Here is an 18,901-nt window from a genome sequence, read left to right as displayed (position 1 = left end):
GCCCTTCGGCCCGAGGGTTACCCCCCAGGCGCAAAGGTGGGAACTACCCCGCAACCGTGGAGATCTCCCCGAAGCGGGGCTGTGTCGTGTCGGTGAATAGTGGAGGCGTCCCGCCGCATGGCCGTGGGCGGGTGTCCCGGACCGTCGGGAGCCGGACGCTACCGGGGGGTGGCCGGCTCTCGACGCTCGGTACGCGTGCCTGCCTGTTGTCTGGTCGGATCGTTGGTTCATCCGCCCTGGCGGAGTGCCGATTCACCCCCGTGGCCGGCGCATCGCGGGGGGAGACACGAGAAAAAGGCCGCCCTGATCGCCCTTGAAGTTTAGCGACGCTAACGAGTACTTTCGAGAAATGGAGAGCGGCAGCGCGGCGGAACTCGCCTCCACCCTGCGCCTGTCGGTCATGCGGCTCTCCCGGCGAATGCGCCAGGAACGTTCCAGCACACTCACACCGACCCAGGTCGCCACGCTCGCCACGCTCGACCGGCACGGGCCGATGACGCTCGGCGAGGTGGCGGCGCACGAGCGGGTGCAACCGCCGTCCATGACCCGGGTGATCGCGAACCTGTCCGAGGCCGGCCTCGTCCACCGCGGTCAGCACCCCTCCGACGGCCGGCAGGTGATCGCCGAGGTCACCGAGGCCGGTCGGGAGCTTCTCGCCGCGGACCGCCGCCGCCGTGACGAGTGGCTGGCCGAGCGCCTGGTGGAGCTCTCCCCGGCCGAGGCCGACGCGCTGCGGGTCGCCGCCCCGATCCTGGACCGTCTGGCCGGCCTGTAGCCCCACAGCCCCACAGAGCCCTACAGACCCCAGAGCCCTACAGCTCCACCCAGCCGCCCCGCTTGTGTGACGCCGCGGCCGCCACCTGCAGGCGCGTCGCGGTGAGCAGGTCGTGGAAGGTCGCGCCGCGCACGAGCGCCGGGTCGTCCAGCTCGGTGGCCCGCACGACGTCGTAGGTGGCCTCGACCAGACCGGGCCGCTCGGCGGGCACCGTCGGCATCCACAGGTCCCGCACGCCCGTCCCGTCCTGCCGACGGACGCGCCGGCCCTGGACGACCATGCGCCCCTCCTCGCCGCAGACGGTCACCGTGGCGGTGGCGATCTCCCCACCCATCCGCTCGTTGATCAGGACGGTCGTCCCGTTGGCGGCGAGCAGGGCCAGCGTGACCGGCGCGTCGGGGGTGAGCGTGGTCGCCGGCATGCTGCCGGGATCGGCGCACACGGCGAGGATCTCGCCGCACCAGCGCAGCGTCAGGTCGATGATCTCGGCCCGGCCGATCGGCCCGGACGGCGCGCCGACCACGGTGATCTGGCTCAGCCGGCCCAGCGAGTGCACCGACGCCTGAACGTGCCACGCCGCGGGCCACGCCCGGCCGTCCAGCGCGACGACGTGGGCGAGGTCGGCGTCCTCGGCGATGTCGGCCACCGCGCGCAGCGCCTCCGCCTCGGCCGTGGCCGGCTTCGCCAGCAGCACGTGCAGGCCGGCCTCGGCCGCCCGGCGGGCCACGATGTCGGACGCCGGGGGCGACATCTCGATGCAGACCGCCTCGATGTCGTCCGACAGCAGGGCGATCAGATCGCTGTAGGCGCGCGGGGCCTTCGCCTCGGCGGCCCAGGCCAGCGACTCCAGCGGCTCCGGCGCCAGCAGCCCCACGACGTCGACCCCGGCGTCGCGCAGGACGTCCGCCGTCGAGCGTTCGGAACCGTCGGTGACCAGGGCCATCGCGACCGGGAGGTCGGGTTGCCCGCGCCGGGCGGCCCGGCGGTCGGAGCGCCAGGCTCTGGACAGGCCGGGATCGCGGGGCGCCACCAGTTCGGGGACCGTCGTCACAGCTCCGATAGTGCCCCTGATTGCCGTCCGCGGGTGGGCGGTCGGGCCGATCCCGTCGCCAGACCACCCACTCGAACCAGCCCGCTGTGACCAGGTCGCGTCACGCCGCCCGGGTGTGCCCGTCGTGCGGCGGCCCGGGGTGTGTCAACTTCGGTTGACAACTTCTGGCTGTCAACGTAAGTTGACGCCCATGAGCGCTACAGCCACGACGCTCGCCGGCGCGGCGTCCAGCGACGACCCCCGGGTGGGGCTCGCCGCCGTCGCGTCGCTGCGGGCGTTGCTCGAGTCCCTGGAGGAGCTCCAGGTCGCCAGCGCGCGGGGCAGCGGCTGGTCCTGGCAGGAGATCGCGGACGTGCTCGGCGTCAGCCGGCAGGCCGCCCACAAGAAGTACGGCCGTCGCTTCGGGAAGGGAAGGTAGACCGTGCTCGAACGATTCACGGAGGAGTCCAGGCGGGCGGTGCGGGCGGCCGTCGACGCGGCCGTCCTGGGCCACGGTGAACGGGTGCACACGGCGCACCTGCTGCTCGGGCTGGTCATCGAGGGCGGCCCGGTCGGCCGGGCACTGGCCGGGCTCGGGCTGGATGAGTCCGCCCTGCGCGGCGAGCTCGCCGGGGCGCGGGTGATCTCCTTCGGCGGCCGCGACCTCGACACCGACGCCCTTGCCTCCATCGGGGTCGACTACGACGCCGTGCGGCGGGCGGTCGAGCAGCGGTTCGGGGAGGGCGCGCTCAACGGCACTCTCGGCGCCACGCTCACCCGCCGCCCACCGCGGCGCTCCTGGTTCCGGCGCCGCCGGCCGGTCCGGCTCGCCGGGGAGGCGACCCGCGCGCTCGAACGGGCGCTGCGCGTGACCCAGGCCCACGGCGCGAGGGACGTCGAACCGCGACACCTGCTGCTCGGCGTGCTGAGTAACCCGTCGTGCATCGCGGTCCGCCTGATCGAGCGGCGCGGGCTGACGACCGACCAGGTCCGCGCCGCGCTGTGACGGGGCCGGTACCAGGCCGGGAGCGGCTCTTCGTCGCGCTGCTCCCGCCGGCGGAGACGCTGCGTGAGCTGGCCACCGCCGTCTCCGAGATGACCGGCGGCACGGGGGCGACCGGCAGCGGGGCAGTGACCGGTGGCGCGGGGGCGGGCGTGCCGCGGCTGCGCTGGACGGAGCCGGCGCGGTGGCATGTGACGCTGGCGTTCCTCGGGCCGGTCCGCCCCGAGACGCGGCCCGCGCTCGCCGAGCGGCTCGGCCGGGTCGCCCACCGGCACGGCCCGGTCGGGCTGCGCCTCGACGGCGCGGGCCGCTTCGGTCACCGGGTGCTCTGGGCCCGGGTCGCCGGCGATCTCGGGCCGCTGGCGGCCGGGGTGCGCCGCGCGGCCGTCCGGGCCGGCGCGGACGGTGGCGACGACCGCCCCCTGCGGGCCCACCTCACCCTGGCCCGCGTTCCCGACGGCGCCATCGCCGACCTGCGGCCACTGGTCCGCGCCCTCGGCGAGATCATGGTGCCCTCGGCCTGGACGGCACGGACCCTGACCCTGATGAGCAGCGTCGGCGGGCCGTCCCCCAGCTACAGCGTCGAGGATGAGTGGGACCTCAGCGGCTCGTCGCCCGCCGGCCGGTAGCGGTACCCGACCCGCCGGACCGTCTCGATGTGGTCCCGGTGATGGCGGCCCAGCTTGCGTCGCAGCCGGGTGATCATGACGTCGACGGTTCGCGGGGCGGACGCGCCGAGGGCGCCGGGGTCCTGCCGCCACACCTCACGCAGCAGCTCCTCCCGGCTGTGTACCCGGCCCGGGTTGCGCACGAGGTAGTCGAGCACCTCGAACTCCAGGTAGGTGAGGTCGATCGGCCGTCCGTCGACCAGGACCTGCCAGGCCAGGCGGTCGACGTCCACGGCGCCGCTGACGGGTGTACTCGCGACGAAGCCGGCATGGGCTGCCACGGACGCCTCCAGACGATTCGGATGGGGCACGAGGTCGGGTGCCACGGGTTGGATTGACGAGCCGGGTGGAACAGGCGGACCGGGTGGGGTCGACGGACACGGCGACGTGGGTCAGGAGGAGCCGCCGGGACCCCGACGCGAGCGGCTGGGCCCGGGACCCCCTCGTGACTGTTACGAGCAACCCGCGATGTCCTCGCTGGTCGTTCGGATGGAGCCGGTCCAGCGCAGGTCCGGCAGGTTGACGACGATCGCGTCCTGGGTGCTGCGGGCGATCACCACCAGGGCCTCGTGCTCGGGATCCGGGTTCTCCTCGCGGTGCGGCACCCACGGCGGAACGAAGATGTAGTCCCCCGGGGACGTCCGGACCCGGATCTCCCGCGGTGGTGCGCCCGGGTCGCTCCCGCCGTTCCCGCCGCCCGGGTCGCTCCCGCCGCTCGCGCCGTCGGCGTCGTCCGCCGCGAGCTCGTCCGCCGGGAAGACGAACTCCGGATGCCCGCTGACCACGTAGATCGCGGTCTCGGACCGGCCGTGGTGATGGTTGGCCGACGCGGTCGCCGGCGCCACGTGCGTCTGGCCCATCCAGAGCTTCGACGAGCCCACGGTGCGCGCGCTCACCGCCGCCAGCCGCCGCATCCCGGACGTCTGCGCCGTCTCGGGATCGAGCGCCCAGGGCGCGATGTGATGCAGCCGCCGATGGAAGGCGTCGATCTCCTCGGGGGACGGTACGAGATCGTCGATGGAAGGAACGTGCAGGTCACTCACGGGTCGGCGCTCCGGTGCTGAGGTCGGTGGTGCGGTTGTCAGGTCTGTGGCAGCACACCGCGTCAGCGGACGCGCCCGCCGGAGGCGGCACCGAGCGGACAGCCACGTTCACCGGAGTGGGCCGCGCCCGCGGTGCCGCGCCGCCCGCCGAGCCGGTGGAGCCGGTGGCCGGTGGAGCCGTGCCAGGCCCCGTATCGGGCCGGCCGAACCGCCGGCGGACCTCCGGGACGGCGAGGCCCCGGACGTGACGTCCGGACAGTGTCGGGGTGGCCGGCCGGCGGCGTGGTTCGCGTGGCGACGGCCGCGTACGGAGCGGGGCGTGTGGCGGCGCGCGGCGGTGGCAGCGTGGTGCGAGCGGCCGGATCGCGGCGGCGGACCCGGGTGCGGGCCGCGCCGCGGCGCACCACGAACGGCGTCAGTGAGCCGAACAGGCGGCGGAGGCAACCCTCAACAAGTCGATGTGCCCACGCGTCACGAGGTAGGCCGGCTTCAACACAGAAGCAACGGAAACACGCCGGTGAATCGCCGCCAACCAATTCGCGGTGTGATCTGATTCACTTTATCACTTCTTGACTGAACAAAGCGCCTCTCCGCACAGTTCTGGACGTGGCCGCTCGCGTTTTCCTCACCCGTTGGGCGCTGCCATCGCACAGATCGTGGTTCGCATCCCGCCCGCTGCTCACCCGCCGGCGCTGCGTCGACTACGGCCGCGCCACCCGCTGCCGCTGTAGTGCCTCCGGTCGATCCTGACCAAGTCCGGTCCGCTGTCTGCCACTGCGCGTCGCTGTCCGTCACCGCGCACGGTCTTTCATCGCTGTGCGTGGGTTGCGTGCCGACGCTCGGTGCCCGTCGCACTCGTCCCTGTCCGACTCGCGGTCTCTGGTCGGCCGAAGGCTTCGCTCTGATGCGCGCCGGTTGTGGCCTGTTCCGTCATGGCCTGTCCTGCCGTGGCCTGATCGGCTGACGGTCGGATCGGCTGGCGGTCGGAGCCGACGCGGCGGCCGGGCGCGGCACGGCGGTTCAGGTTTGGCACCTCTCGGTCGAGGTCCCGGAACCAGGCCGACCCCGTGGCGCCGCCACGTCGACTGGCGAACGAGCAACGAAGAGCGACGACGAGCAACGAAGAACGACGACAAGTGATGGCGAGTGACGAGGACTGACTCGCGCGAAGTCCAGCCGGCGAACCCGCTCCGCGACGTCCATCCTGATCGGAAGGCCGCACATGCCTCAGAGCACCTCCTCCGCTTCGCCGCGCCTCGTCCTGATCATCGGCAACCCCAGGCCAGGCTCCCGGACGCTGACTCTCGCCCGCTTCCTCGCCGAGCGGATCACCGATGAGCTGCCGGTCGTGAGCACGGAGATCATCGACCTCTCCACGCTGGCGCGGCACCTCTTCGCCGACGACGGCCGGGTCGCCGCGGCCCTCAGGACCGCGGCCGAGGCGGATCTGCTGGTCGTCGCGTCGCCGGTCTACAAGGGCAGCTACACCGGGCTGCTCAAGTCGTTCCTGGACCTGCTGCCCGGTGGGGCGCTGCGGGGAGCGACCGCCGTACCGGTGGTCATCTCGGCGGCACCTGACCACTCGGTGGCCGGGGAGCTCTACCTGCGCCCGGTCCTCGTGGAGCTGGGCGCGACCGTCCCCGCCCGGTCGTTCGCGGTGATCGAGGAGCAGCTGCCGGACCTGGACATCGTGGTCGACTCCTGGGTCGTCTCGTACGCGTCAGTGCTCCGCGCCAGCGTCGCCGCCCACACCGGGACGGAGCTTTTCGCCCGGGACGTCCGGGTGGAGAACGACCTCGTGGAGTCAGCTCGATGACGCTCGAAACCCTCGGCCGCGACCCCTCGGCCCAGCCGGCCCAGCCGCGGTCGGCGGACCCGGCCCAGTCGCAGTCGGCCCAGCCGCGGTCGGCCCAGCCGGTTGACCCGGCGGCGCTGCGCAGTGCGTTCCGCCGGCACGCGGCGGGGGTCACCGTGGTGACGATGACCGGCCCCCGGGGTCCGGTCGGCTTCACCGCGACCTCGGTCGCGTCCCTGTCCGCGGATCCGCCGCTGCTGTCGCTGTCGCTGTCCGCGACGTCGTCGAGCGCGCCGGCGCTGCTCGCCACCGACACCCTCGTCGTCCACCTGCTTTCGGACGGCCAGCAGGAGCTCGCCGCGCGGTTCGCGACCTCGGGCATCGACCGGTTCGCGGAGCCGACCCGCTGGCGCCGCCTGCCGACCGGCGAGCCGCTGCTGGTGGACGCGGCCGTGTGGCTACGAACCCGTATCCACTCCCGCCTCGACGCCGGCGATCACCACCTGGTGATCGCCGAAGTCCTGGAAACCCGCTCCCACGGCCAGTCCCGCCCCCTCGTTTACCACAACGGCACCTACGGCACCATCCACCCCAGCCCCCACGACTAACCCAACCCCAAACCCCAGCAAAAACCCCCATAAACCCCCGGCCCCGGAGTCGGGGGGAACTCCGGCGAAGTGTGGCGACTGAATGAGTCCATAGACTCACCTGGTCGCCACACTCGGGCCGCGCGCCGGCCAATTCTTCACTTAATTGGTGAAGAATGTGGGCTAGAGTGTTCGGTGCGCGTGTGTTTTCGCCCGGAGGAGGGGGCCGGCGTGGCGCTGCCTGATTTCATCGTCATCGGGGCTCCGGAAGCCGGGACGTCGAGCCTGCATGCCGCGCTCACCCGCCACCTGGGCCTGGCGATGTCCCCCGTGGCGGAACCGGGCTACTTCCTGACCTCCGGACGCCCCCGGGACGACGCCGACCTCCCTGGCTCGGGCGGCGATCGCGACGCCAGCCCCGGCAGTCCCGGCGGCACCGCCGGTCTGACCACCGAGAACTACATCTGGTGTCTCGCGGACTACGAGGCGTTGTTTCGGGGGGGCGACGGGCGCCGTCCGCGCGGTGAGAGCACTTCCTACTACCTCGCGGAGTTCTCCGCCCAGCGGCGGATGCACGAGCTCCTGCCGTACCTGCGGATGATCGCCGTGCTGCGCGATCCGGTGGAACGCGCCTACGCGGACTGGCTCGCGCACCGCGGGGCCGGGCTGGAGCCGTTGCCGACCCTGGTCGAGGCGCTCGACGCCGAGGAGGAGCGGGCCGCGGCCGGGTGGGGCCGTCGGTGGCGGTACGCCGAGCTCGGCCGGTACGGCGTCCAGTTACGGCGGTTGTACACCCTGTTTCCGCCCAGCCAGGTGCTGCTGGTGCGGTACCGGGACCTGGTGCTCGAACCCGCGGCCGTCCTGCGTCGCGTCTGCGGGTTCGTCGGGGCGGTAGACCCGGCGGCCGGGTTCGGCTGCGACAACCGGATCTTCATGCCGGCGACGATCGAGCCCGGCACGGCGCGTGTCGTCAGGGCGGCGCCGACCGCCGTCGATCCGCTGGACGCCGCGCTGGCGGAGCTGCGGCGCGCCCTCCGGCCGGGCCCGCCGCCACCGCCCGGCCTGCGGGAACACGTTCTCGACCGGTTCCGGGACGACATCGCCCTGCTCGGCGAGCTGACGGGATCCTCGTTCGCGCAGTGGCTCGACCGTGGTGACCTCCCCCTGACCGCCGGCCGCTGACCCACGTCGCCGGCCGCTGACCCGTTGGCGGTGGACCGGGGGTCCGAAGGCGGTAGCGTCGGCCCGGATGAGCACACAAGCGGGTGACCAGGCCGAGCCGGATGTGGCGGAACTGCGTCCGCTGCCCTACGACGGCGTCCGCTCCGTCGCGGTCGGCACCGTCCTGTGGCTGATCGCCCTGCTGGTCATGATCCCGTTCGCTGACGACCTGCGGGCGGACGGCCGGCTCTGGTGGATCGCGACGGCGGCGGTCGGTTTCGGGCTCGGGCTCATGGGCCTGTGGGTCGTGGTGCGGCGCCGGAACCGGCTGCGCGCGGCCGCCGCCTCCACCGCGGCCGACTGAGCGTAACGGCCGACTGAGCGCAACGGCCGACTGAGCGCAACGGCCGACTGGGCACCGCGTCCGTTCGGTGGTACGACCGGGCGGTGCCCGCCACCGGGCGAGGGCCGGGGGTCAGAGATCGTCGAGGTCGTCCTCGGCCTGGCGGCGGCCGGCGCCGTCGGGGTCCCGCAGCGCGGCGGCCAGTCCATGCCGGCGCTCCCACCGGCCGGCCCGCCAGGCCAGCGCCCGGGCGAGCGCGTCCGTGCCGGCCTCGGCGTCGACGTGGATCTCACCGCCGATGCCGCCGACCACCCGCCACGGGACCCGGACCCGCCCGCCGTCCAGGCTCGCTGTCCACAGTTCGGGGTGGACCCGGTAGCGCGCGACGAGTGGACGGGCGGCGCCGGGCACCGCGGCCAGGTCCACCCCGTCGAGCGGGTCCGGGGTGTCCGTGCCCCCGGCCGGAGCGGCGCTCCCGACGACGACCGCGTTGCCGGCCACCATGACGGTCCTCGTCACGGGGCCGTCCGCCGTGGCGCAGCCGGCCCGGGCGGCGCTGTCGACCAGAACAGCGGACCCGCCCGGTCCAGCTGACCGATCCAGTGCGGCGGACTCGGCCGGTCCAGCGGATTCGTCCAGTACGGCGAAGTCGGACAGCTCGGAGGCGAGCCGCAGCCCGAGCACGTGCGCGGCCTCGGCGGCGCGGTCCAGTGGCAGTCGCAGCGCGGGACGGTCGGCGCCGATCACCTCGAGCAGGTCCGGCGCGTCCACGACCACCACGTCGGCGGAGCGGAACACCCCGGTGGGGGTGCGCACGGTCAGCGGCGGGTCGAGCCGTGGGCCGACCGCGCCGGACGGGTCGGTGCCGAGCAGGCCGGCCGCGCTCACTGCGGCCAGGTAGAGCGTCCGGGCCGCCGGCCAGCCGATCCCGCGGTCGGCGTCGCCGAGCCGGTCCAACAGGTCGATGACCGCGTCCGGGTCGGTGAGCACGTCGTCGAGGGTGAGCCGGCAGCCGAGCCGGCGCAGCAGCTCCGGGTCCACGCCCGGCAGCGGCGCGGCCGGCGCGAACAGGCCGGTCAGCAGCGGGTCGGCGCCGGGCAGGACGAGCTCGCCCGGGGGGAGCCGGGTGTCCGGGTCCCCGTCCACCGGCAGCAGCGCGTGCCGGGCCAGCCACCAGCGGGTGTACGACGGCTCCGCGCCGAGGACCACCTGGCGCAGGGGCGGCCGGGCGAGTTCCGCGAGTGCCTCGGGCCAGGCGTCCGGGTCGACGAGCTCAAGGTCGCGGACGGCCGCGAAGTGCCGCACCACCCGCGGTGCCCCAGGCAGGCCGTGCGCTCCCGCTTCCCCCGCCTGGTCGGCGCGGTCGTGGACGTCGTCCGCCCAGGTGTCGCTGTCGTCCAGCTCGAACAGCACGGGCTCGTCCGGATCGACGGTCACGTCCGACGCGTACAGGACTCCGAAGGTCCGCAGGACACCGACGGCTTCGAGAACATGGTCCGGCCAGATGGCGCTCAGCCGTCGGTCCAGGGCACCGAACGGCGCGTCCTCGGCGAGCAGACGGTCGAGTGGTCCATCGGTGATGACCAGCTCGGACGCGGGCGCGAAGCCACCGCCCTGTTCCGGGAGCAGCAGCCCACCCAGCCACGACGGCAGGGCGGACGTCTCCTGCTCCGGGTGGGCCAGGGTGGACGTCTCCCGCTCCGGGTGAGCGGTGTGCTCGTGCGGGACGATCGCGCGGACCAGCGCGAGCACGGCGGCGCCGAGGGCGTCCAGCTCGGCGGGGTCGTCGTCGGGGTCGGCCTGGGTGACGGCCTCGCGCACCGCCGGGTCCCGCAGCACCCCGGGCGGTGTGCCCTCCGCGGCGCCCAGGGTCCGCAGCGCGTCGCGGGCCGGGCCCGCGCACGCGTCGGGATGGACGACGCGCAGTGGCAGCCCGGAACGGGCCAGGGCCACCACATCCAGATCGGGAGTGGGCAGCAGCGCGCCGCGCGGCCCGGTGACCATCCGACTGAGCGGTGTCTCCGGAGCCGTTCCATCCCCGTCCGGTCCGGTCCCGGTGGACGGATCGGCGCCGGCGAAGGCGGGCGGGGGGCCGAGGTCGTCGGCGTCGGGCACGACCACGACCGGCACCGGCAGCGCGCCCAGCGCGTCCCGGTCGGGCGCGGTCAGCAACAGCGGGTACAGCCCGGCCCACCAGGACGGCGCCCGCCGCAGGCCGCGCAGGACCTCGACGACCGCCCCGGTGTCCAGCCGGCGGACGCCCAGCAGGTCGAGGGCGGGCCGGCGGCGCCGGGTGGCGAACTCGGCCGGCAGCAGCCCGTCGAGCACCGCGTCGTCGGCCGCGGACCCGCCGGCCCGCCCCGGCGCGCCGAGGTCGGTCAGCTCCGGGTCCGTCAGGTCCGTGGCCGTAGTCGGGTCCAGGCCCGGGTCCGGGTCGGCACCCGCGCGCAGCAGGTCGGTGACGGCGTCGGTGGCCGGGCCGAGGTCCAGGACGAGGCAGTCCCGGCCGCGGCGGCCGCCGGGCAGGACGGGGGCGTCCGGCAGCAGCGCGAGCAGGTGGTCGCGCAGCCGGCCGTCCACCTCGCCGCGGGGCAGCCCGGTCGGCACCAGGTCCAGGACGCTGAGGGGATCGGGCACCGGATGGCCGGCGGCCAGTCGGTCGGTGGCCGGATTACCGGCGGCCGGGTTATCGGTGGCCGGATTAATGGTGGCGAGGTCGGCGGTGGCGAGATGGGTGGCCAGCGCGACGACCGTGTCGGCGAGCCGGTCGGTGAGCCAGTCCCGCAGCGGCCCGGACACGGTGTGCCGTCGGGACGGGTCGAGCGGCAGGTCGACGCTGATCAGCGCGGGCAGGCCGACGGCCTCGTCGGTCGGCTGCGGTGCCCGCACCACCCGCGCCACCTCGGCGGGCCAGCCGCCGTCCGGGATCATCACCCGGGCGTTGTAGGTGGTCCGGTCCCGTTCCTCGACCGGGCGGTCGGCGAGCAGCCCGGGCGGGATCGAGCCGCGGCGGACACAGCCGAGCCACCGGGTGCCGTCGACGGTGGCGATCTCGAGATCGGTTCCGTCCGGCCCGGGCCGCGCCGGCTCCCAGGCGCACCGGTGGGTCCGGACGTCGCCGTCCACCTCGACGACGATCTCCTCGAGTCCGGGCAGCACGAGGGGCAGCGTGGGGTCGAACGCGGCGATGAGCTCGCGTGCCGTGGCCGCCGCCGCCGGGTCTCGCAGCGGCAGCCGGACAACGGTGTCGAACCCGTCGCCGGGCCCGGACGCCGTCCCGGTGAGGTCGAAGGGCAGGCGCAGGACGGGCACCGCGCCGGCGCGGCGGTCGAGCTCGCGGCGCAGCGCGTCCGCGCCCGTCGCGACGACCAGGTCGGCGGTGCGCCCGCGCGACCACTCCACCCCGCGCCATCCCGCGCCCGAGGGCACCCTGGAGATGATCGACGGCGTGTCCGTCACGGCGAGGACCGCGGCGAAGCCGGCGCCGAAGCGGCCGACGGCCCGCACGTCGCGCTTCGCGGACGCCCGCAGTGTCGACAGGGCCTCGACGCCGGCCGCGGTCAGCGGGGCACCGGTGTTCGCCACCTCGAGCAGCCCGCCCGGGCCGCCGTGCGGGTGCCGCTCCGCCGTGAGCCGGATGTGTACCTTTGCCGGCACACCGGCGGCGGCCGCGGCGTCGACCGCGTTCTGGAGGAGCTCGACGAGCAGGCGGTCCCGGTAGGCGCCGAGCGCGGCGTCCTCCTCGGCGTTCGCGTCCTCCCGGAAGCGGCTCGCGGAGGCGGCCCACGCCTCGATGACACGTGCCCGAAGCGCCGCGGTGTCGAACGGGGTGGCATCCACGGCCTCATCCTCGTCCGCGGCGGGACGGGCGAGCGGCAGGGGTGCCGCGGCCGGAGCCCCGAACGACGCCACCCGGGCGGCGGCCCGCCGCCCGCGACCGCCGTGTTGGCCGGTGGTGGGGTGGCGGTGGGACAGCGGCGACCGGGGGAGCCGCGGGCGGGGAGAGGGGAGACCGGTCCGGTGACACGAGGCGATGGGCGGGACGGCGGTCCGCGGGACGGCGGTGCGCGGGGGCGCGCGGGGCGGGGCGGGCCGGCGCGGCGCGGGGGGCGCGGCGGCGCGGCGGGCTTCGATCCGGCGCTGCCGGGTGCCCTGGAGGAGCAGTGGAAGGCGATCTCCGACCGCCTCGACGGGCTCCCCGACGAGGCGTTCGCGGCCCCGAGCGCGCTGCCCGGCTGGACGACCGCAGAGCTCGTGACGCACATCGCGCACTCCGCGCTCGCCCTGAGCGCCGCGCTGCGCGCCGACCCGGCGCCCGACCCGGCCGGGGGACCGGCGCCGGAGGCGGTGCGCGCGGCCTTCCGCGCCGCCGTCACGGCAGCCGCGGCGGACCTGGCCCGCGTCCCACCGGACGGGATCGCCGACCGTCCGGTGATCACCCCGGGTGGGCCCCCGTCGCTGGGTGAGTTTCTGCTCACCCGGGTGGTGGAGGCGGTCGTCCACGGCCTGGACCTGGGCGTGCCCCCGGCCCGCCCCGCGCTGAAGGCCGTCGTGCGGCTGTTCACGTCGACGCTCGCCCAGCGTGCTCCGGGGCACGCCGTGGAACTGCGGGTGCCCCCTTTCGCCGCCGTACAGATCGTCGAGGGGCCGCGGCACACCCGCGGTACCCCGCCGAACGTCGTCGAGGCCGACCCGGCCGCGTTCGTCCTGGTGGCGACGGGCCGGCTGGCCTGGGGGACGGCGCTCGCCGACGGCCGGATCCGCGCCAGCGGTGAGCGGGCCGACCTGCGCTTCCTGCTGCCGCTGCTCACCTGATCGCGATGGGGCGCGCCGGTGTGCGTGTTTGTCGTGTTTTCTCCGTGACCTCTGTGTCGCGTGACGGGGGAGATCGCGCTCGACCGGCCGATCGGCGTCCCCGCTGCTAGCGTTGGTTATGTGGGGAGTCGAGGGCGGGCGTGAACGTCGGGTGGTCCCGGGGTGCTTCCCGTGACTGTCGGTTGATGTGAGCGTCGTCGTGCCCGGGGGTGTCACGACATCGCCTTGAACCCGACCCGTTCCTCCCGACATCTCGGTCACCCTGACCTCTCTAGGAGACCTGGTGCCACACGTCGCCCACAGCGACGACCCCGCAGCTCGCCGGGAGTCGACGTCCGTCCGCCGCCCGCCGCAGTCCCGCGACGGCCGCCGTCGCGACGGTTCTCTCCTTCGTGACCTCCCCGGCGACCCCCGTGACCTCCCCGGCGGTCCGCACGACAGCGATCTCCTCGACGACGATCCGGGCCCGCGCGACGCCTGTGGCGTCTTCGGTGTCTGGGCGCCCGGGGAGGACGTGGCGAACCTCACCTACTACGGCCTCTACGCCCTCCAGCACCGCGGCCAGGAGGCGGCCGGGATGGCGGTCGGCGACGGCCGCACCGTCGTCGTGTTCAAGGAGCTGGGCCTGGTCGCCCAGGTCTTCGACGAGATCACCCTGTCCAGCCTGTCGGGGCACGTGGCCGTCGGGCACACCCGGTACTCGACCACCGGCTCGTCCACCTGGGAGAACGCCCAGCCGTCCTACCGGACGGCGGGGTTCGGCGGGCCGATCGCGCTCGGCCACAACGGCAACCTGACGAACATCGTCGAGCTGGCCGGATCGCTCGGCGACAGCGTCGGCGGCCAGGGCGCCACCACCGACTCCGACCTGATCACCGCGATGCTCGCCGCGCATCCCGGCCCGACCCTGGTCGATGCCGCGCTGGACGTCCTGCCCCGGCTGGCGGGCGCCTTCTCGCTGGCGTTCGCGGACGCCTCGACCCTGTACGCGGCGCGCGACCCGCACGGCATCCATCCGCTGGTGCTGGGCCGGCTCGACGACCGGCCGGAGGGCGCGTGGATCGTCGCCAGTGAGACCGCGGCGCTCGACATCGTGGGCGCCCGCTTCGTCCGCGAGATCGAGCCCGGCGAGTTCGTCGTCATCGACGCGGACGGCCCGCGCTCGCTCACGTTCGCCCAGGCCGACCGGCATGTCTGCCTGTTCGAGTACGTCTACCTCGCCCGCCCGGACACGTCGATCGGCGGCCGGTCGGTGCACGCCACCCGGGTCGAGGTGGGCCGGCGGCTGGCCCGGGAGGCACCGGCCGAGGCCGACCTGGTGATCCCGGTCCCGCAGTCCGGCGTGCCGGCCGCGGTCGGTTTCGCCGAGGCGTCCGGCATCCCGTTCGGTGAGGGCCTGGTCAAGAACTCCTACGTCGGACGGACGTTCATCCAGCCGTCGCAGACCATCCGCCAGCGGGGCATCCGGCTCAAGCTGAATCCGTTGCGCGACGTCATCGAGGGCCGCCGGCTCGTCGTCGTGGACGATTCGATCGTGCGCGGCAACACCCAGCGGGCGCTGGTGCGGATGCTGCGCGAGGCCGGGGCGACCGAGGTGCACGTGCGGATCTCGTCTCCCCCGGTGCGGTGGCCCTGTTTCTACGGCATCGACTTCGCCACCCGCGACGAGCTGATCGCCAGCGGCCTCGGGGTGGAGGACATCAGGCGGTCGCTGGGTGCCGACTCACTCGCCTACGTCTCCCTGGACGAGCTGGTGGAGGCCTCCGGGCAGCCGGCCGACGCGCTGTGCCGGGCCTGCTTCGACGGCGTCTACCCGGTTCCGCTGGCCGACGCGGACAAGCTCGGCAAGTACCGGCTGGAGCCGTTCGGCCCGCAGACCACGGAGGAGGTCATCGCGCAGGCCCTCCGGGAGCGGGTGACCCTGGGCATGAACGGCGCGGACCCGTCCCCCGACAACCACGACCTCGACGTGGAACCCGTCCCGCGCGAACCCGCCCGGGACGTCGCCGTCGCGCACGCGAACGGGACGAGGGCTAACGGAACCACCGCGAACGGAACAGCGGCGAACGGGGCACGGGCCGACGCCGTGCCGGTGGACGGCGCCCCGGCCGACGGGGTGCCGACGAACGGAGCGGCCACGAACGGAGCGGCCACGAACGGGATGACGGCGAACGGGGTGGCAGTGGACGGCGCACCGCTGGGCAGCGCGCGGTGGTGAGGCACACCGACGGATCCGGGCCGGCCGCGGAGGCCGGCGGTCGGGGCGGCGACACCGGGGGACGCTCGGTCTCCTACCGGGACGCCGGGGTCGACGTCGAGGCCGGCGACCGGGCCGTTCAGCTCATGCGCCAGCACGTCGCCCGTGCCACCCGACCCGAGGTCGTGGGGTCACTCGGTGGCTTCGCGGGCCTGTTCGCGCTGGACGTGGCCCGCTACCGGCGCCCGCTGCTCGCCTCGTCCACCGACGGCGTGGGCACGAAGATCGCCCTGGCCAGGGCGATGGACGTCCACGACACGGTGGGCATCGACCTGGTCGCCATGGTGGTCGACGACCTGGTCGTCTGCGGCGCGGAGCCGCTGTTCCTACTCGACTACATCGCCTGTGGCTCCCTCGAGCCGGCGCGGATCGCCTCGATCGTCGCCGGGATCGCCGCCGGCTGCGAGCAGGCCGGGTGCGCCCTGGTGGGTGGCGAGACCGCGGAACACCCCGGCCTCATGGGAATCGACGACTACGACCTGGCCGCGACGGGGGTCGGGGTCGTCGAGGCCGACGCCGTGCTCGGGCCGGAGCTGGTCCGGCCGGGGGACGTGGTGGTCGCGATGGGGTCATCCGGTCTCCACTCCAACGGTTTCTCGCTGGTAAGACACATCCTGTTCGGTCCGGTCGAGCCTGACCAGCCCGGAGGGGTCTCCGTGGCGGGTCGGGCGGCGCTGGCGCGGCACGAGGAAGCCCTGGGGACGACCCTCGGGCAGGCGTTGCTCACGCCCACCCGTATCTACGCCCGGGACTGCCTGGCCGTCATCGAGGCGGCGGAGGTGCACGCCTTCGCCCACATCACCGGCGGCGGTCTCGCGGCGAACCTGGCCCGGGTGATCCCACCGGGGACGGCCGCCGTCGTGGAACGGTCGACCTGGGCTCCGCCGGCCGTGTTCGGCCTGCTCGCCGAGCGCGGCGGGGTGAGTGAGGCCGACATGGAGGCCACGTTCAACCAGGGGGTCGGAATGGTCGCGGTCGTCGCGCCCGCCGATGCCGGGGCAGTGGTGCGGACGCTGGCTGACCGTGGCGTCGCCGCCTGGGTCGCCGGGCGGGTCGAGCCGCTGCCCGGAGAAGCCGAAGCGGACGGCGCGGCGCGCCTGGTGGGCGCTCATCCCTGACCCGGTTGGCCCGGCCACCGGCCCGCTCGTCGCGGGCCGGCCGGTCGTGGACCGGCTTGTCGCGACCAGGCTCGTTGTGGCCCGGATGGTCGGGGGTGCGCACGAACCCGTACCGGCATCCGCCCGCGGGGGCAACCGCGCGGGCGTCCAGCCATCACTGGCATGGGAGGCTCCTCGGTCGGGAAGATCCTGACCTCTGAGACTCTAGGACGGGACACCGACAGTTCCGCCCTGTTCGGTTCGGCGCCCGGTGTGCCCGCACGAGGCGGGCGTACCGGACTCGACCTGCTGCCGACATGAACGACCACCTGGCGACAGGTGGTCGCAACCGGTCCCCGGAAATCCCGGAGGCCCGGCGCCGGCCGGGGCAGCCCCGGGTTCAACGGGACGAGCGGTGCTCGTCCTCATCGTCCAGGTAGGCGTCGTAACCGTAGTCGTCATCCGAGTACGGTTCGTCGCTCTCGGTCTCCCGCGTAGTACCCGCGCCCAGATCCGCCTTCAACCGGTCGAGATCCATAGTGGGCGAGTTGTACTTGAGCTCGCGGGCGACTTTCGTCTGCTTGGCCTTCGCTCGGCCGCGCCCCATGGCTCGACCCCCTCGAACATGACGACGGGGACCCGCCCCGGTGCTCTCACTGTCTCGTGCTTCCCGAGACTACAGGGATCGCAGCCTACTCGGCACGCCAACCCGACAGTTACCTGTCGTCGGACAACACGGCGGAGATCATCTGACCCCCGCGAACGGTCCCGGGACTCCCCTGGCGACGGGTGCGCGGGCGCCGCGGCGGGCCCGCGCGCCCGCTGGCCGGTGTGCCCGGTCTCACGGCTTCCGGGGTGGGAAAAGCCTGCCGGCACGCGGATTCCGGGCGGGTCCGCCGGTGCCGGTCAGGGCAGCAGGATGCCCCGCAGTCGGCCGATGTCGGTCATCCGGCGCTCGGCGAACCGCCCCGCGGCCACCGCCGGGGTCACCCCCTCCGCCTCGGCGAGCCGGAAGATGTCCAGCGCCGTGTCGAAGATCCGGGCGGCCCGGGCCCTGGCCCGTTCCGGGGAGTACCCCTCGATCTCGTCCGCCACCTGGATCAGGCCGCCGGCGTTGACCACGAAGTCGGGCGCGTACAGCACGCCCGCGTCGGCCAGGACCTTGTCCACGCCCGGGTGGGCCAGCTGGTTGTTCGCCCCGCCGCAGACGATCTCCGCGCGCAGCGCGGGCACGGTCTCGTCGGTGAGCACCCCGCCCAGCGCGCACGGCGCGTAGATGTCGACCTCGGCCCGCAGGAGCTCGTCGGGGTCGGCCACCAGCCGGACGTCGGGATGGCGGGCCCCCAGTCGCCGCAGGGCGCCCGGATCGGTGTCCCCGGCCAGAACGGTCGCCCCCTCCTCCACCAGGTGCCCCACGAGGCGCAGGCCGACCTTGCCGACCCCGCTGACGGCGACCCGGCGCCCGGCGAGCGAGGGCGTCCCCCATCGGTGCCGGGCGCTGGCGCGCATGCCCTCGAAGACGCCGTACGCGGTCAGGACGCCGGAGTCGCCCGAGCCGCCGTGCGCCGGCGACCGGCCGGTGACCCAGCGGGTCTCCCTGGCGACGGTGTCCATGTCCTCGACGTACGTCCCGACGTCGCAGGCCGTCACGTAGCGGCCGCCCAGGGAGGCGATGAAGCGTCCGTAGGCGCGCAGCAGCGCCTCGGTCTTGTCCCGGGCCGGGTCGCCCAGGATGACCGCCTTGCCGCCGCCGAGGTCCAGGCCCGCGCAGGCCGCCTTGTAGGCCATCGCCCGGGAGAGCGCGAGGGCGTCGGCGAGCGCGGACGCCTCGTCCGGGTAGGTGTGGAACCGGGTTCCGCCCAGCGCCGGCCCCAGCGCGGTCGAGTAGATGGCGATCACGGCGCGCAGGCCGGTGGCCCGGTCGGAGCAGAACACCACCTGCTCGTGCTCCGCGCCGGCCTCGAACACCGACGAGACTCCCGTGGACGTGCCGACCACCGCTGACATGACCGAGCCTCCCTCCGGACGGCTCGGCGAGCCGACGGCCCGCGAGCCCGCTGCGCGGCGGGCTCCCGCCGGCCGCTGCGGCGAACATTACGGGCCCGGCCCGCGGGGCTCCTCTCGTGCGGCCCGGGCCGGCCCGGGAGGGGGACCGGCGGGGTTGCGGGGCGGTGTGGCGGTACCCGGCCGCACCAGGCCTCACCGGGCAGATCACCAGGGTTGCCCGACCTCTCATCGCCGCCGGGCCCGCCACGCCCGTGGTCCGTGCCAGGATCGGAGGCATGCCAGGATCCAGGGGCATGTCCGCACCTGTTCCGGTCCTCCGC

General features: G+C 74.5%; 18 protein-coding genes. 11 read left to right on the top strand and 7 right to left on the bottom strand.

The annotated features are described in order from the left end of the window. Nucleotides 1-349 precede the first annotated feature (349 nt). Nucleotides 350-775, top strand: coding sequence for a MarR family winged helix-turn-helix transcriptional regulator (locus tag B056_RS0121800; RefSeq protein ID WP_018503986.1), 426 nt, complete (start codon nt 350-352; stop codon nt 773-775). A gap of 37 nt (nt 776-812) precedes the next feature. Here the strand turns inward: B056_RS0121800 and B056_RS0121795 are convergent, their stop codons facing one another. Beyond that, the gene (locus B056_RS0121795) at nt 813-1,826 is read right to left on the bottom strand and encodes a Gfo/Idh/MocA family oxidoreductase (RefSeq protein WP_018503985.1); all 1,014 of its coding nucleotides are present in this window, start codon (nt 1,824-1,826) and stop codon (nt 813-815) included. Between the two features lie 190 nt (nt 1,827-2,016). Between B056_RS0121795 and B056_RS0121790 the strand changes: the two genes are divergently transcribed. The 3 genes from B056_RS0121790 to thpR are packed head-to-tail and all read left to right on the top strand — an operon-like array spanning nt 2,017 to nt 3,437. After that, a complete protein-coding gene (locus tag B056_RS0121790) occupies nt 2,017-2,244 on the top strand; it encodes a helix-turn-helix transcriptional regulator (protein ID WP_018503984.1) in 228 nt (75 codons plus the stop codon). A 3-nt stretch (nt 2,245-2,247) separates the two neighbouring features. After that, nucleotides 2,248-2,811: a Clp protease N-terminal domain-containing protein gene (locus B056_RS0121785; RefSeq protein WP_018503983.1), complete on the top strand. Its 564-nt coding sequence runs from the start codon at nt 2,248-2,250 to the stop codon at nt 2,809-2,811. After that, nucleotides 2,808-3,437 carry an RNA 2',3'-cyclic phosphodiesterase gene (thpR, locus tag B056_RS0121780; RefSeq protein ID WP_018503982.1) on the top strand — a complete coding sequence of 210 codons (630 nt, stop codon included), beginning with the start codon at nt 2,808-2,810 and terminating at the stop codon, nt 3,435-3,437. Before B056_RS0121785 ends, thpR begins: the two co-directional genes overlap by 4 nt. On the opposite strand, the gene B056_RS0121775 is transcribed toward thpR, so the two are convergent. The 3 genes from B056_RS0121775 to B056_RS46125 form a co-directional block, all read right to left on the bottom strand. Further along, the gene (locus B056_RS0121775) at nt 3,383-3,757 is read right to left on the bottom strand and encodes a winged helix-turn-helix domain-containing protein (RefSeq protein ID WP_026239978.1); all 375 of its coding nucleotides are present in this window, start codon (nt 3,755-3,757) and stop codon (nt 3,383-3,385) included. The genes thpR and B056_RS0121775 overlap by 55 nt on opposite strands. Nucleotides 3,758-3,928: 171 nt before the next feature. Continuing rightward, nucleotides 3,929-4,519: a cupin domain-containing protein gene (locus tag B056_RS37515; RefSeq protein WP_018503980.1), complete on the bottom strand. Its 591-nt coding sequence runs from the start codon at nt 4,517-4,519 to the stop codon at nt 3,929-3,931. Between the two features lie 415 nt (nt 4,520-4,934). Then, complete coding sequence (locus B056_RS46125) at nt 4,935-5,015, bottom strand: putative leader peptide (RefSeq protein ID WP_407672410.1); 81 nt, start codon at nt 5,013-5,015, stop codon at nt 4,935-4,937. A 726-nt stretch (nt 5,016-5,741) separates the two neighbouring features. Here B056_RS46125 and B056_RS0121760 point away from each other — a divergent pair. The 4 genes from B056_RS0121760 to B056_RS0121745 all read left to right on the top strand — a co-directional run bounded on the left by B056_RS0121760 (nt 5,742) and on the right by B056_RS0121745 (nt 8,426). After that, on the top strand, nt 5,742-6,335 hold the full coding sequence (locus B056_RS0121760; protein WP_018503978.1) for an NADPH-dependent FMN reductase: 594 nt from the start codon (nt 5,742-5,744) through the stop codon (nt 6,333-6,335). Further along, nucleotides 6,332-6,922 (top strand): flavin reductase family protein, encoded by a 591-nt coding sequence (locus tag B056_RS0121755; protein WP_018503977.1) that lies wholly within the window; start codon nt 6,332-6,334, stop codon nt 6,920-6,922. The genes B056_RS0121760 and B056_RS0121755 overlap by 4 nt, the downstream gene beginning before the upstream one ends. 210 nt (nt 6,923-7,132) lie before the next feature. Next, nucleotides 7,133-8,083, top strand: coding sequence for a sulfotransferase family protein (locus tag B056_RS0121750; protein WP_020572630.1), 951 nt, complete (start codon nt 7,133-7,135; stop codon nt 8,081-8,083). A gap of 67 nt (nt 8,084-8,150) precedes the next feature. Continuing rightward, complete coding sequence (locus B056_RS0121745) at nt 8,151-8,426, top strand: DUF2530 domain-containing protein (protein ID WP_035752302.1); 276 nt, start codon at nt 8,151-8,153, stop codon at nt 8,424-8,426. 111 nt (nt 8,427-8,537) lie between these two features. On the opposite strand, the gene B056_RS0121740 is transcribed toward B056_RS0121745, so the two are convergent. After that, nucleotides 8,538-12,245, bottom strand: coding sequence for a sacsin N-terminal ATP-binding-like domain-containing protein (locus B056_RS0121740; protein ID WP_026239977.1), 3,708 nt, complete (start codon nt 12,243-12,245; stop codon nt 8,538-8,540). Between the two features lie 180 nt (nt 12,246-12,425). Between B056_RS0121740 and B056_RS0121735 the strand changes: the two genes are divergently transcribed. The 3 genes from B056_RS0121735 (at nt 12,426) to purM (ending at nt 16,595) form a co-directional block, all read left to right on the top strand. Continuing rightward, entirely contained in the window at nt 12,426-13,220 is a 795-nt protein-coding gene (locus B056_RS0121735) for a sterol carrier family protein (protein WP_018503973.1), read from the top strand. Nucleotides 13,221-13,503: 283 nt separating this feature from the next. Continuing rightward, nucleotides 13,504-15,438: an amidophosphoribosyltransferase gene (gene purF, locus B056_RS0121730; RefSeq protein WP_018503972.1), complete on the top strand. Its 1,935-nt coding sequence runs from the start codon at nt 13,504-13,506 to the stop codon at nt 15,436-15,438. Then, a complete protein-coding gene (gene purM, locus B056_RS0121725; protein ID WP_018503971.1) occupies nt 15,432-16,595 on the top strand; it encodes a phosphoribosylformylglycinamidine cyclo-ligase in 1,164 nt (387 codons plus the stop codon). Before purF ends, purM begins: the two co-directional genes overlap by 7 nt. Nucleotides 16,596-16,974: 379 nt before the next feature. On the opposite strand, the gene B056_RS0121720 is transcribed toward purM, so the two are convergent. Together B056_RS0121720 and B056_RS0121715 are read right to left on the bottom strand one after the other, a co-directional pair. Beyond that, a complete protein-coding gene (locus B056_RS0121720; RefSeq protein WP_018503970.1) occupies nt 16,975-17,181 on the bottom strand; it encodes a DUF3073 domain-containing protein in 207 nt (68 codons plus the stop codon). A 299-nt stretch (nt 17,182-17,480) separates the two neighbouring features. Next, entirely contained in the window at nt 17,481-18,581 is a 1,101-nt protein-coding gene (locus B056_RS0121715; protein WP_018503969.1) for a Leu/Phe/Val dehydrogenase, read from the bottom strand. Between the last annotated feature and the right edge of the window lie 320 nt (nt 18,582-18,901).

This window comes from Parafrankia discariae (genome assembly GCF_000373365.1).
In the GTDB taxonomy this organism is placed as follows: Bacteria; Actinomycetota; Actinomycetes; order Frankiales; family Frankiaceae; genus Parafrankia; species Parafrankia discariae.
Note: the sequence above shows the minus strand (reverse complement) of the source record. Positions and strands in the feature narration are given on the sequence as shown.